The organism is Photobacterium sp. HL06 (assembly GCF_059552575.1).
On sequence record NZ_CM183915.1, the window covers coordinates 1,851,311 to 1,864,966 of the forward strand.

The following is a 13,656-nucleotide window of genomic DNA, read 5'->3' on the forward strand; positions in this document are numbered from 1 at the left end:
CCTAAATGATTTTAATAACAATGACGTGGAGTAAAATATGAAAAAGGGATTTCACCTGGGCAAAATAGCCGGCACTGTTGCCGCTATGCTGGTAACAGGGATAGTAACTACGGCTCAGGCGGCTCCGACACATAATAAAAATGTGATCGGTTACATCACTCAATGGGAAGCCTGGAAAGGGACGAACGAAGGCTTTAGCATAAAAGGCGAAGCAACCCACCTGAATGTTAATATGGATATCTATTCTATCCTGAACTTTTCTTTTTTCGGGGTCGCTAAAGATGGATCGCTGCATAGTGGCGATCTACGGAACAAGAGTATATATCAACCAACCGCTGTTCAGGAGCCTGGTCCGCTACTACACCCAGATGTCTATTCTAGTTGGGATCTTCACATTCTTTGGGGAGAGCTGGAATATATCCATCAATACCCAGTGGATGAGCCATGGAATGCTGAGAATCTACGTAAAGTACGGGAGCAGGGCTTTGTTAAAAGTGGCAGCGGTTGGTTACATGAGCCAACAGGAATAACGGGTCAGTTCCCGATCCCGCTTAAAAAAGCGGGTGGAGCCCCAGGCCTAATCGATCTAGCTAATCAGAAAGGTGTCAAGGTGATGGCCTCACTTGGCGGCTGGAGCATGTCGAAACACTTTCCTGAAATGGCGGCTGACCCGGTTAAAAAAGCCCGTTTTCTGGCTGATGTTGATAAGCTGATGGCGCTGGGCTTTGACGGTATTGATATTGATTGGGAGTATCCGGGAACTGGTGGTATGAACTTTGACGGAACCCCTGCAGATTACGGTAATTTTGAGCTGTTGATGGAAGATATCCGTAAGCGTATTGGACCAAACAAGCTCTTAACTGCTGCATTCTCGGCATCGACGGCAAAACTGGAAGGTTATAATTGGCCACGCCTTGTTGCGTCAATGGACTACTTTAACATGATGACCTATGACCTCAACGGAGGATGGTCGAATGTTGCCGGTCACAATGCACCACTTTATCCATATCCTGAAGAAGAGTTTACTGGGTTGAACTTGGATTTCCTGCGTACTTGGATGGCAGCCAAGGGTATTCCATCAGAAAAAATCAACTTCGGCGCAGCATTTTATGGCCGGGGAGTACAGACGATAGAAGCAACTGCGTATGTTGGAGCCCCCACAGACAAACGTACTGTGAATTTTAGTGTCGATGGGCCGACAAACTCAGCCGTCGATATGGATAACTGGAAAATTTTCGAAGGCCAGCCGAACTATAACTACATTGTTAAGACGCCGGGCTGGGAACATAAGTGGGATGCATCGGCAGAAGTACCGTATGCCGTGAAAGGGAAGTACTTCCTTAGTTATGACGATGTACCTTCTATCAAGAAAAAAGCGCAATACATTGTTGATAATAACCTTGGTGGTGTAATTGTTTGGCAAGTACATGGTGATATCAAATGTGAAGGTACCTTTATCAGCCATGGCACCAAGCTAAAAGAGTGTACCAAACTAAGCTCGCCTTTGGCCGAAGCCATTGACAGTGTCTTCAGTGCTGGCACAGTGCCAAATAATGCACCGGTACTGACGGTGCCAGCAACGCAGGCAGCCAACGCCGGGCAGGTAATTAGCTTTGTTGTTTCTGCGACGGATGCCGATGCCGGTGACAAGCTGATCTTTAGCGCCACAAATGCAACCGTTGTCGATAATGGCGACGGCAGTGCAACAGTAACCTATCAGGCACCAAACACGGCGACCAACCTGCAAGAAGTAGTAACTGTTAAGGTGACAGATGGTCGTAAGAGCGTGGTAAAAGACGTGGTTGTGAATGTCAAAGGAAGCGGAAATGCTGGTAATACAGCTCCAGTTCTGACAGCACCAGCAACCGCAACGGTAGCCAGTAGCCAGCAAGTGGTGATTGCTGTCTCGGCTGACGACGCTGATGGAGATTCGCTAACTTATACCGTATCCAGCGGAACCGTGGCCAGCACAGCGACGGGAGCTAATATTACGTTTACAGCACCTGCGGTATCCGCTGATACCGTTGTCAATCTTGTTGTTACCGTATCAGATGGCCAAGCGGAAGCGAGTGCAACAGTTGCTGTGACTGTAACAGCTGAAGGAAGTACAACTTGGGATCCTAGTGCGGTTTACGTTGGTGGTGACATTGTTACCTACAACGGTGTGAAGTATAAAGCTAAGTGGTGGACAAGAGGTGAACAGCCAGATCAAAGCGATGTTTGGCAACAGATCTGATTTACGGTCTAGCAGCCATTAGACGCTTACAGCCCTGCCATGAGCAGGGCTGTTTTCTCTGGAGAGCAGGAGCAAGACAAATGTCAAAGGCGGCACTATATTTATAATGTCACTTGGGTGTTTGGGCATTTGATGAAGGTGGGCGGTTATGGAATTACGTAATAAGTCAGGAGAGATTGCCAAACTTGCTGATAATCTGACATTGAAAGAAATTGTTGATATGGGATTTTCATTAGATATTTGTGATGAGAGCTATGATCCTAATGAGCACTGGACGGTGAGTAATAAGGCTAAGAAGGGCAGGGAAGGAGAGTATCCTTCTGATAAGTAGTCACGAATATGGTTATCTAGATAAAAGCTGACTGTAAGTCAGCTTTTATTCATTTTGTTCCTTTAAGCATGAAAGAACTGCGACTATGTGGTTGTTAATTAAACGATTGATCGTGCTTGTTGTGATGCGTGTCACGCTTCAGAATTCAGTGCTTTCTTTCGTCGTCCAATCTGACATTATAACCCCAGTTCGATGCAAAACCTCTTGGTAGCATTACCAGAGACCAAAAAAAAGCGGGCATCGTATAATGGCTATTACCTCAGCCTTCCAAGCTGATGATGCGGGTTCGATTCCCGCTGCCCGCTCCAAGTTTCCTTTCTAGCAATAACTAATCTATCTACTTGAAAATAATGCGCTTAATGGCGTTTTTGTTGTTTCTATCGTTTAGAAAATTCAGGTATGAAGCAAAAGAATTATCCATTATTGTCTAATGGATATTTTGCTCACCTGCTGGCAAGGTAGCTTCGGAATTTACGGCTAGTCTCATCCCTGAAGCACCTCATTTGTATCCCTCCGTATAGCTTTATACATGTCAGGGGGGAGTATATGAAAGTAGTTGTTGTTTGTTGGGTATTTACCTCAAGTTTGCTGCTACTAGGTTGTGCAAACAATTCATTTTATTACCCTTCGGTAGCGAGAGGATTCAACCCTGATGTACGCTGGATGCAATCCGAGTCTGGAAATGAGATAGCCTATCTATGGGTACCTTCGGCAAGCGCACTGAGCAAAGGCATTATCATTCATTTTCATGGTAATAATGGCCACATGGAAACAACACGGGAGAAGGTCGATTGGCTTGCGGAGTACGGCTATCATGTATTTGTGTTTGATTATTCTGGTTTTGGGTACTCTTCCGGAGAGGCCAATGATAAATCAATTTATCGAGATGCGATTTCAGTGCTCGACTATAGCGATAAATTAAAGGCGAATACGGGCCTACCGGTATTTATTGTAGCGACATCTACCGGGGGCAATATTTTCTTGCGAGCATGGGCCGATCACCCGGTTGCCATCGAAGGGATGATTATTGACTCCTCGTTCATGAGTTATGTTGAAGAAGCAGAGTTCATATTGGAAAAAGGCTTTTTGGGCGGGTTGTACTCTTGGTTTGCCAATGTTGTAATACGTGATGACTATGCTGCTAAGTCGGTGATGAGTCGTTTACCCAGTACGAAAGCATTAGTGATCCATTGTGTCAGTGATAGCGTGGTGCCAATTGAGTCGGGAAAGGCGATTTATAGCCAGCTTGATGGTGATAAACGTTTTTGGCCGATTGATGGTTGTTCCCATGCCAGATCAATGACTCGAGAATCTCCCGATACTCAACGCCGAATTGTAAATTGGCTGGAAGATGCCACTCCAAAAATTGAAGTGGCACGATCAAGACTAGATTTCAGCTTGCCTGAATAGAATGGTTTACTTAGCTGCCTTGAGTTCTAGCAGAGTATGGCCAAGGCCAATGTCATCCGTACGAGTTATAACCTCTAGGCCAGCTTCAGCAACGAGTTCCAGGAAGTCATCACTACGATAAAAACGACTGTTGCCGTTAGCTAGGCAGGTAAAATAGAGAGAAGTTGCATTTAAACTATATGTCGCAGCATCGTAACGCTGGGCATCCCAAAACAGTTCAAGGATATAGACCGTTGCATCTTCAGACATAGATTCACGCACGCGACGTAGAATGTTAAGGATCTCCATCGGTGAAAAGCAATCCAAGAACTGGCTCATCCACCACACATCAGCTCCTTCAGGCAGTGTTTGCTCTGGATCAAGCATGTTGGCAGGAAAACCGTTAATACGATCGGCAAAACCTTGTTGCTCGGCATGGGTCATGGCCATATCGATCTGCTGAGGAAGGTCAATAATTGTGACTTCAACGTCAGGATCGTGGTTACAACATTGTAGTGCCCACTTTCCTGTATTTCCGCCGATATCAAATAGCTTTTTGGGCTTGTTAGCAAAAATACGCTCTAGCAAGAAAGGAAACGAGCGGTCAGAATAAAAGTGGTCAAAATTAAACCAGCTTTCTTTTGCTTTTTCAGGTAATCGAGAGAGGCCTTCATAGATAGTTGGCCAGTCACCTAACTCTTTTAAGCCAGCAGGTGTGCCTTCTTTAATAGCTTCTGTCAAATGCATCATGGCGGCATAACAGACATCAGCTGTGAAGTCTAAATTAGCACGAGTCATTCCGTCATTGACAAGGAAGTAGCCCAAGTTAGCAAGGATGTAGTTAGGTTTGTTCCAGGTGACAATATGGGCACTTAAGGCCATATCAAGCAAGACTTTGACACCATATTCAGATACGCCAGTTTCTACTGATATTTGCTTGGCGTTCAAGCCGTCTTTTCCAGCATTGTCCAGTGCAGATAATATGCCTAAGTCACGTAATGTGCGCGCTGTATGAAATACCACAGGTGCAAAGGCTAATTTTTGAGCTTCCGTTTTTGCTTCCAGAGCATTAAGTGGATCATTTTGATATGAAGTCACAAGAAATTCCAACTACTGTAATGATGATGAGTATAATCCATTATTGATCCAAGTCCGTTAGATCTGATTTGACTGTATTTTGTATTAAAATAACTGACCGTTTCAAGCATTGTTCACATAAATAGCGATAAAATACAGATAATTTATAAAGACACTTGAAGAAAAAGAAAGAAAGGCTCAGTTAGAGGGGACGTAGCGAAAGGCCATTCAAATTTTAGAAGGGTATTTCATTGAGTGCTTCCACGAGTAATTCTTATGATCTCTGACTGCAAAGATAAGTGCTTATAGATGATTATTTGGCTTTTCTTATTATTATCCCCCATTTGTTTTGATTTGTTAACACCTGTCATTTTTTTGACTGATCTCATGGAGAATACAGGATGAACTTCATATGCGGCAATTCTCTGTGAATCGAGTAAGGTGTTTATATCTTTATGTTTTATAAGACCATTGGCGATGCCGTAAACATGGAAGGCTTGTAAATTAAATGTGATTTTGTTTATTGCTTGGTTGGGTTTGTGTAGGTTGTATTGTAGGTGTTTTATTTCTTTTATTAATGGTGTGCGGGTATTAATAATCTCTATCCCGTATAAATATCCTTAAATTGTTTACATAATTTTATATTAATATAAACGACATTATAAGACTTGATTTCTCTTCCGTTGGTTGCTTTTCATACAGGTAGAGGGGGGCCTTCTCAGAAAATCTGATTGTTTTCTAAAAATCGTCAAATAACTTATATCCAAATGTTCAAATAAATATTATCCTAGGCTAGTACAGGGAAATGAGTTATCAGGAACAAATCTAACAACTATAAGTTAGGCTCTAGACAACATGAACAAGATACACTTTGATATTGAATGCTGGCAGGCTCTTTCTCCTGGCTTGATTAGTTTTGATGAATGGAAAACTTGGTTAGCAAAGGGGCTGCAATGGCCAGAAACATTACCGCCAGTGCCTGTAACTGAAATTCCTGCAATGCAACGCCGACGACTGAGTTCATTGAGTAAGCTTGCAATGCAAACCGCGATATCATTAGCCAAGCATCATGAGATTGATTTTATCATTTTCTCAAGCCGACATGGTGAGCTGCATCGTACCGCGAAATTACTGACGGAAATTCTACACGGTGAAGATGCTTCTCCTATCGCATTCTCTCAATCCGTACATAATACGGCAGCTGGCCTTTTTACCATTGCAACGAAAAAAGCAATTCCGGTGACTTCATTAGCTGCTGGTGAACATTCGTTGCATTCGGCATTAATCGAAGCATCTGCTTATCTCTCCGAAAATCCGCAGCACCGCATTCTGATTGTTGACTTTGATGAGCCCTTACCTGACCCCTATGAAGAATTTGAACTTAGGAAGCATCATCCCTTTGCTTTGGGAATGATTGTAACCAACGGCAAGCAATATCAGCTCAGTTGGCACGCCGAGAAAACAACAGAGAAGCTGGCACCAAAGTTGCCACAAACATTAGATGTGATTGCTAACTTGGTTAGTGACCACCAATCATGGACGGTCGCAGGACAGCGAATAAATTGGCACTGGAAGTGTTAACGAATGGAACAAAAGTCAACTTTTTCGGCTATAAAGCAACGTATCAATAAAGCCTGGCGAATAGCAGCGACAGGTTTATGTTTCTCAATCTTTGGAATTGGTGCATTGTGCCTGACATTCATTGTCTTTCCACTTATCACGAGAGCTGTGAAAGATCCTAGCCAGCGTGAGAGGCGGGTACAGTTAATTATTCAGCGCTCTTTTGCTGTTTTTTGTCGCACCATGCGCTTTTGGGGAGCGATTGACTATGAATTTGTCGGTGCAAGCATCTTGCAGCAGGATCGAAACTGTTTAATTGTCGCGAATCATCCGAGCCTGATTGATTATGTACTGATTGGCTCTTGCTTGCCACAGTGTGACTGCCTGGTTAAAGCGGCAATATGGCATAACCCATTTATGAAAGGTATCGTAAAAGCGGCTGGCTATATCCCCAACCGCGATCCAGAAAGCTTGTTGGATGCCTGTAGTCAGCGGCTTGATAATGGCAATGTCTTGTTGGTCTTTCCTGAAGGAACGCGAACCACGCCAGGTATTGAATCAAAGCTGCAGCGTGGCGCAGCCCAGATTGCTGTCCGTACTCAAACCGATTTACGCATGATCCATATAACAGTTGAGCCTAGTTTTCTGACGAAACAGGCTAAGTGGTATCAAGTCCCTGATACAAAACCAATTTTTCGGGTTGAGGTGAAAGAAAAAATCGAGATACAAGAATTTCTTCGCGATGACAACTCACCCACCTCTGCCGCAAGGCAGCTTAACCGCCATTTGGCAGACGTTATTTTTCCAGCTCAGGAAAAGTATGAAAACTCAATATAAATAAGTAGGTTATAAGTGGAATCATTACATAACGAACTAAAAGCGTTAATTATTGAAGCGCTGAATCTTGAAGATATCACAATCGACGATATTGAAACACAAGCCCCACTTTTTGGCGATGGCTTGGGGCTGGACTCAATTGATGCGTTAGAGCTGGGTTTGGCGATCAAGAAAAACTACAACATTGTGATTGATGCTGACGATACAAATACCCGTGAGTACTTCGCCTCAGTGGCTAACTTAGCCAACTTTATTTCTCTTAACAAAGCCTAAGATACGGGACATGTGAGCTTATGACTGAAGTTAATCGTAACGAAGTATTTGAACAAGTACGCGATGCGTTGGTGGAACTGTTTGAACTTGACGCAGGGGATATTACTCCGGAAGCCAATCTGTATCAGGAGCTTGACCTAGATAGTATCGACGCTGTTGATCTGGTTGTACATTTGCAGAATGTAACCGGTAAGAAAATTAAGCCTGAAGAATTCAAAGCTGTTCGTACTGTTGATGATGTTGTTGATGCGGTAGCTGCTCTGTTGCAGGAAGCTTAATGCGGTTACTTACCGCTATATCGGCGATTGGCTTGTTAGCTTACCCATTTGCGGTCTTTTTTGGGATCAGCCAATGGGGGCTAGGAACAGTCGCTGGTTTTCTAGCTGTATTGTTCCTGCTCCGGCTGGTTAGCGGTGGGCAAGCGCGTTTACGTGAGTTGAAGTACATTGCCTGGATCAGTGGGGGAGCAGGGATCACGCTGATTTTGCTAGGTAGTGTTTTTCGTGAACACGGCTGGCTGACCTTTTATCCGGTGATTGTGAATGCTCTGATGTTTGGCTTGTTTATGTCTAGCTTGTGGCAGAAACAGACAATCATCGAGCGGTTTGCCCGTCTTCAGGATCCTGAATTGGCTCCGAGTGGCGTGGTTTATACGCGCAAGGTCACCAAGATCTGGTGTGGTTTTTTCATTCTTAATGGAACAATTGCCCTGGTTACCTGCTTTATGCCGTTATCGGTATGGACGCTATATAACGGTTTGATTAGCTATATGCTTGCAGGCCTGTTGTTTGCTGGCGAATGGTTGATACGTCAATGGTTGTTGAGAAAGGAAATGGATGTCACTCGCTGAGTAAGGCGGTGATGAAAGGCAGATATGAATACCCCGGTTGAAGAAAGAACAATTTATCCAGAAATGCCATTTAGTTCACTGTCTGAGTTGATGATTTCTCTTCGTCAGGAGGAACTGGTTGTCGCTCGCCATGCTGATTCGTTGACTTATTGGGTAAAGTTCAGGGCTGATGTTCTGGCTTTGGCTCAAACGCTGCAAACGAGTCCTTTTTCAAAGTGGGCGCTGTGTTTCGATGACAGTTACTACTTTGCTGTTGCCTTTATGGCCGCAGCACATGCAGGCAAGCAAATTATCCTTCCGGGTAACCATCAGCCGGCAGCCTTGGCGGAGTTGGTATGTCATTTCGATGCTGTTCTTCATGACCGCAGCGCACTGAGTGAATTTGACAGCCCGCAGCTGCTGTTACCACAGGAACCTGATTCTGCCCCAGCTACTGGGTCGGCCGTTAGTTTTGCAAAAACGCCAGTGACATATGAACTTACAGAGTTAGGGCTGAGTGATGTAACAATTACCTTGTTTACCTCGGGTTCGAGCGGCCAACCGAAAGCGATCATAAAAACGCTGGACCGGATTGATGCTGAAATTGCTCAGCTCGAGCATACATGGGGCAAGCAACTGCGAGACTCACTCGTGGTCAGTTCCGTCTCTCATCAGCATATCTATGGCTTGTTGTTTCGCGTGTTGTGGCCGCTCTGCGCTGGGCGTGCTTTTGACCGGATAGATCTGAGCTACCCCGAGCAGGTTATGGCGCAGGCGGATCCAAATACGACCTTGATCACAAGCCCCGCTTTGCTCAAACGTCTTAGTCATGAGCCAGTGACCCAGCCCTACCGTGCCGTATTTTCTTCTGGCGGTCCTTTGACAGAAGCCGCGGCTCGCAAAAGCCTCGAGTTATTTGAGCAGTTGCCTATCGAAGTGTTTGGCAGCACGGAAACGGGGGGAGTTGGCTTCCGGCAGCAGCACCAAGCGAGTACCCCATGGCAGCTATTTGACGTAATCGATATGGCGCTTAATGCCGAAGGGTGTTTGCGTTTGTGTTCGCCTTTTATCGATTCCGATAGTTGGTATCAGACGAGTGATCAGTGCCAGATCCTCGGTAGCCGCCAGTTTATGCTGCTGGGGCGTACCGACCGGGTGGTGAAAGTTGAAGAAAAACGAATTTCACTGACGGAAGTCGAACAGCGCCTCTGCCAGTTGAGCTGGGTTGATGAGGCTGCAGTGCTTACTTTAGATAGTACCAATCGATTGATTATTGCCGCCGTGATCACCTTAACAGGCGAAGGACAGCAGCATATGGAAGCCATTGGCAAAGGTCAGTTCTGGCTGGCATTGCGACAGCAGCTACGGCAGTGGTTGGAGCCTGTCGGTATTCCTCGCCGCTTTCGTATAGTGGATGAGATACCGCTGAACAGCCAAGGAAAGCGACTTGTTAGGGATTTGGAACAGTTTTTCAAATAACGTCTGACAGCGTAACAATAACAACTAACTTAATGGCAGAATGACAGTGAATAAACGCAAGCCGACCATTATTGCTCAACAACTCAATGACAGTAGTGCAGTGCTCACGCTGAAAGTAGATGCCGACATTATCGATTTTCAGGGGCACTTTCCTTCCTACCCGCTGTTGCCGGGCGTAACGCAAATCGACTGGGCGGTTTACTACGGTAAAACGCTTTTGGATGCCCATAGCGAATTTGGCGGAATGGAAGTGATTAAATTCCAGGAGCCGATCCTACCAGGCAGTGTCATCGAGCTGTCCCTGACCTGGTTTGCAGAAAAAGCCAAGCTGCACTTTAGCTATTCCTCTGTCAACGAGGGGGAGTCAGAACCCGTCACTCACTCTTCGGGACGGATAAAACTGGGCGTGGCACGATGACAACATTTCACCCCTGTTTTCTTATTCCCTGTTACAACCACGGTCGAACCGTGCCGGCTGTACTTGATTCGCTGGCAAGCTATGGGTATCCCGTGATTATTGTGGATGACGGCAGTGATCCGGCAACAAAGGAAATACTGGCTGAGCAAGCTCAGCGTACCAATGTAACCATTGTCACCTTACCTGAAAATCAGGGTAAAGGTGGTGCAGTGATTGCCGGGATATATGAAGCTTTCAAGCAGAGCTATACCCATGCTATTCAGATTGATGCTGACGGACAGCATGATCTTAATGCGCTGCCAAAGCTCATTGCCGAGTCATCGACTCACTTGACCTCATTGGTATCCGGTCAGCCGGTATATGATGAGTCAGTACCGAAATCACGACTTTATGGCCGCTACGCTACTCATATTTGGGTCTGGATTGAAACGTTGTCGTTTGCAATCAAAGATAGTATGTGCGGTTTTCGCTCGTACCCGATTGGCCGCATGATAAAAGTGCTGGAGCGCAATAAGCTCGGTACACGAATGGATTTTGATACTGAAATCATGGTTCGCATGTACTGGGATGGTTGTGACATTCGTTTCGTTGATACCAAAGTTATCTATCCTGATGGTGGAATTTCCCATTTTGATGCCCTGTGGGACAACATCAAAATCAGCGGCATGCATACCCGTCTGTTCTTTGGCATGCTGCCGCGTATTCCATCTTTGCTAAAGCGCGGACCCGGCCAAGAACATCATTGGTCATCCCATGCCGAGCGTGGAACAATTATTGGCATCAAAACCCTTCTCTATGTGTATACCCTTTTGGGGCGCAGGGCTTTTAACCAGATCTTGAAGCTTGTTATTGCCTACTATCACAAGACCGGGAAGTTATCCCGCTTGGCATCAGAAGATTTTCTTGAACGCCTGAGCCGATATGCTGGTGAGCAAGGGGTATCTCTGCCAACTAATCTGAGTAGTTACCGGCATTTATTGTCGTTTGGCCATACCATGCTGGATAAGCTAGCGGCATGGAAGGGCGATTTTTCATTCGATAACCTGACTGTTCATGGTCAGGAACATTTTGATGGGATCACTGCCGAAAAACGCGGCATCATCATTCTGGGTTCGCATTTAGGGAACCTTGAGCTTTGCCGTGCGTTAAGTCGTAACTATGACAACGTGAAGATCAACGCTTTGGTCTTTACTGAGCATGCCGAACGGTTTAATGCCGTGATGAAAGCGGTAAACCCAGACTCGGAGCTTAACTTGATCCAAGTTAGCAAGCTCGGACCTGACACCGCGATCTTGCTGCAGCAGAAGATCGAGCTGGGAGAGTGGGTCGTCATCGTCGGTGACCGTACCTCCGTAACGCAAGAGCAGCGTGTGGTATGGACAGATTTCTTGGGCCAACCAGCCCCATTCCCTCTGGGACCATTCATGCTTTGCTCGGTATTGAAAGCACCAGTATATCTGCTGTTTGGCTTGCGAGATGATAGCCAGTCAACACCGCATTTCGATGTGTATTTCGAACCATTCAGTGAACAAATCAAATTACCTCGCGGGCAAAGGGAAGAAGCCCTTAAAGCCGTCGTAAGCCAATATGCCAGACGCCTTGAAAATTACACCCTCCAGGCTCCCCTACAGTGGTTTAACTTCTTTAACTTCTGGCAGCTAAGTGGAAATAAAGATGCAAAAGAATATGCAACAAACCGTTAAATTTGGTGCCGACAGGCTGACCATTGAAGATGTAATGGCCGTGGCAAACGGCGCCTCGGCAGCGATGAATGATAGCCCTGAGTATCAGGCTAAGATCGACCGCGGTGTCGCTTTTCTTGAACGCCTGTTGAAAGAAGAAGGCGTTATCTATGGTGTAACAACGGGGTATGGCGATTCCTGTACGGTGGCAATTCCGCCGGAGCTGGTTGATGAACTGCCCCTTCACCTGACTCGTTTTCATGGTTGCGGCTTAGGTGAAAACCTCAATCACCAGCAGGCTCGTGCCGTACTGGCGACGCGTTTGTGTTCGTTATCGCAAGGGGTTTCGGGTGTCTCTCATGATTTGCTCAATCAGATTGTTACGCTGATCAACCATGATATTTCGCCACGAATTCCTCAGGAAGGTTCGGTAGGCGCAAGTGGTGACTTGACGCCGTTATCTTATCTGGCGGCGGCATTGATTGGCGAGCGTGAAGTTATTTATAACGATGAAATCCGCGCCACAAAAGACGTATTCGCCGAATTGAATATCTCGCCGATCAAGCTGAAGCCGAAAGAAGGTTTGGCGCTGATGAACGGAACGTCGGTGATGACGGCACTGGCTTGTATTGCCTATAAGCGTGCAGAGTACCTTGCGCAGCTGGCCACAAGAATTACCGCGATGGTATCGGTTGGTATGCAGGGCAATGATTTCCACTTCGATGAAGCCTTGTTTGCCGTGAAGCCACATCCGGGGCAGCAGCAGATCGCCAGTTGGCTGCGTTCAGATCTTCAGGCTGAACGTCCGCCTCGCAACAGTGACCGTCTGCAAGACCGATACTCGCTGCGTTGTGCACCTCATGTGATTGGGGCATTGCAAGACAGTCTGCCGTGGCTGCGCCAGTTGATTGAGAACGAGCTTAACAGTGCCAATGATAACCCTATTATTGATGGCGATAACGAACGCGTATTGCACGGCGGCCATTTCTACGGCGGTCACATCGCGATGGCAATGGATACATTGAAAACAGCCATTGCCAATATTGCAGATTTGCTGGATCGACAAATGGCCCAGTTGATGGATTACAAGTTCAACAATGGCCTGCCGTTTAACCTGACGGGTGCTGAGGGTGAACGCAAACCAATTAATCACGGCTTCAAGGCGGTACAGATTGGTATTTCGGCCTGGACCGCGGAAGCGCTGAAACACACCATGCCAGCGAGTGTGTTCTCTCGTTCTACTGAGTGCCATAACCAAGATAAAGTCAGTATGGGGACTATTGCTGCCCGTGATTGCTTGCGTGTTCTTGAGCTGACGGAGCAGGTGACGGCAGCTTCGCTGCTGGCGGCAACTCAGGCGCTCGAGATCCGCAAGAACCACAATGAGCTTGATGAGCAGCACATGAGCTTGGCATTGAAAACGATGAACGAGCTGATACTCAGCGAGTTCCGTTTTGTTGAAGAAGATCGTCCGTTGGAGCAAGACCTGCGTCACTTTATGAAGCGGATCCAGCAACAACACTGGACACTGTATTAAAGGGCAGA

The 13,656-nt window shown here is 46.2% G+C and carries 13 protein-coding genes and 1 tRNA gene; 13 read left to right on the forward strand and 1 reads right to left on the reverse strand.

What is annotated here, in order from left to right; all coding sequences use genetic code 11:
• The first annotated feature begins 37 nt into the window (after positions 1-37).
• The 4 genes from AC51G0_RS26275 (at position 38) to AC51G0_RS26290 (ending at position 3,977) form a co-directional block, all read left to right on the forward strand.
• Entirely contained in the window at positions 38-2,236 is a 2,199-nt protein-coding gene (locus tag AC51G0_RS26275) for a glycosyl hydrolase family 18 protein (protein ID WP_496302516.1), read from the forward strand.
• A gap of 148 nt (positions 2,237-2,384) precedes the next feature.
• Positions 2,385-2,567: a hypothetical protein gene (locus AC51G0_RS26280; protein ID WP_496302517.1), complete on the forward strand. Its 183-nt coding sequence runs from the start codon at positions 2,385-2,387 to the stop codon at positions 2,565-2,567.
• A 233-nt stretch (positions 2,568-2,800) separates the two neighbouring features.
• Positions 2,801-2,875 (forward strand) — tRNA-Gly (locus tag AC51G0_RS26285).
• Positions 2,876-3,113: 238 nt separating this feature from the next.
• The gene (locus AC51G0_RS26290; protein WP_496302518.1) at positions 3,114-3,977 is read left to right on the forward strand and encodes an alpha/beta hydrolase; all 864 of its coding nucleotides are present in this window, start codon (positions 3,114-3,116) and stop codon (positions 3,975-3,977) included.
• A 6-nt stretch (positions 3,978-3,983) separates the two neighbouring features.
• Here the strand turns inward: AC51G0_RS26290 and AC51G0_RS26295 are convergent, their stop codons facing one another.
• Positions 3,984-5,054: a methyltransferase gene (locus AC51G0_RS26295; protein ID WP_496302519.1), complete on the reverse strand. Its 1,071-nt coding sequence runs from the start codon at positions 5,052-5,054 to the stop codon at positions 3,984-3,986.
• Between the two features lie 834 nt (positions 5,055-5,888).
• Between AC51G0_RS26295 and AC51G0_RS26300 the strand changes: the two genes are divergently transcribed.
• From AC51G0_RS26300 to AC51G0_RS26340, 9 genes are read left to right on the forward strand one after another with little or no spacing between them, the layout of a single operon-like run.
• On the forward strand, positions 5,889-6,614 hold the full coding sequence (locus AC51G0_RS26300) for a beta-ketoacyl synthase chain length factor (protein ID WP_496302520.1): 726 nt from the start codon (positions 5,889-5,891) through the stop codon (positions 6,612-6,614).
• A 3-nt stretch (positions 6,615-6,617) separates the two neighbouring features.
• Complete coding sequence (locus AC51G0_RS26305; protein WP_496302521.1) at positions 6,618-7,430, forward strand: lysophospholipid acyltransferase family protein; 813 nt, start codon at positions 6,618-6,620, stop codon at positions 7,428-7,430.
• A 15-nt stretch (positions 7,431-7,445) separates the two neighbouring features.
• The gene (locus AC51G0_RS26310; RefSeq protein WP_496302522.1) at positions 7,446-7,703 is read left to right on the forward strand and encodes a phosphopantetheine-binding protein; all 258 of its coding nucleotides are present in this window, start codon (positions 7,446-7,448) and stop codon (positions 7,701-7,703) included.
• Positions 7,704-7,723: 20 nt separating this feature from the next.
• On the forward strand, positions 7,724-7,981 hold the full coding sequence (locus AC51G0_RS26315; RefSeq protein WP_496302523.1) for an acyl carrier protein: 258 nt from the start codon (positions 7,724-7,726) through the stop codon (positions 7,979-7,981).
• A complete protein-coding gene (locus AC51G0_RS26320; protein ID WP_496302524.1) occupies positions 7,981-8,553 on the forward strand; it encodes a COG4648 family protein in 573 nt (190 codons plus the stop codon). Before AC51G0_RS26315 ends, AC51G0_RS26320 begins: the two co-directional genes overlap by 1 nt.
• Positions 8,554-8,604: 51 nt before the next feature.
• Entirely contained in the window at positions 8,605-10,011 is a 1,407-nt protein-coding gene (locus AC51G0_RS26325; RefSeq protein WP_496304211.1) for an AMP-binding protein, read from the forward strand.
• A 40-nt stretch (positions 10,012-10,051) separates the two neighbouring features.
• Entirely contained in the window at positions 10,052-10,429 is a 378-nt protein-coding gene (locus AC51G0_RS26330) for an ApeI family dehydratase (protein ID WP_496302525.1), read from the forward strand.
• Positions 10,426-12,132, forward strand: coding sequence for a glycosyltransferase family 2 protein (locus AC51G0_RS26335; RefSeq protein ID WP_496302526.1), 1,707 nt, complete (start codon positions 10,426-10,428; stop codon positions 12,130-12,132). The genes AC51G0_RS26330 and AC51G0_RS26335 overlap by 4 nt, the downstream gene beginning before the upstream one ends.
• Positions 12,104-13,648 (forward strand): HAL/PAL/TAL family ammonia-lyase, encoded by a 1,545-nt coding sequence (locus AC51G0_RS26340; protein WP_496302527.1) that lies wholly within the window; start codon positions 12,104-12,106, stop codon positions 13,646-13,648. The genes AC51G0_RS26335 and AC51G0_RS26340 overlap by 29 nt, the downstream gene beginning before the upstream one ends.
• The last annotated feature ends 8 nt before the right edge of the window (positions 13,649-13,656 follow it).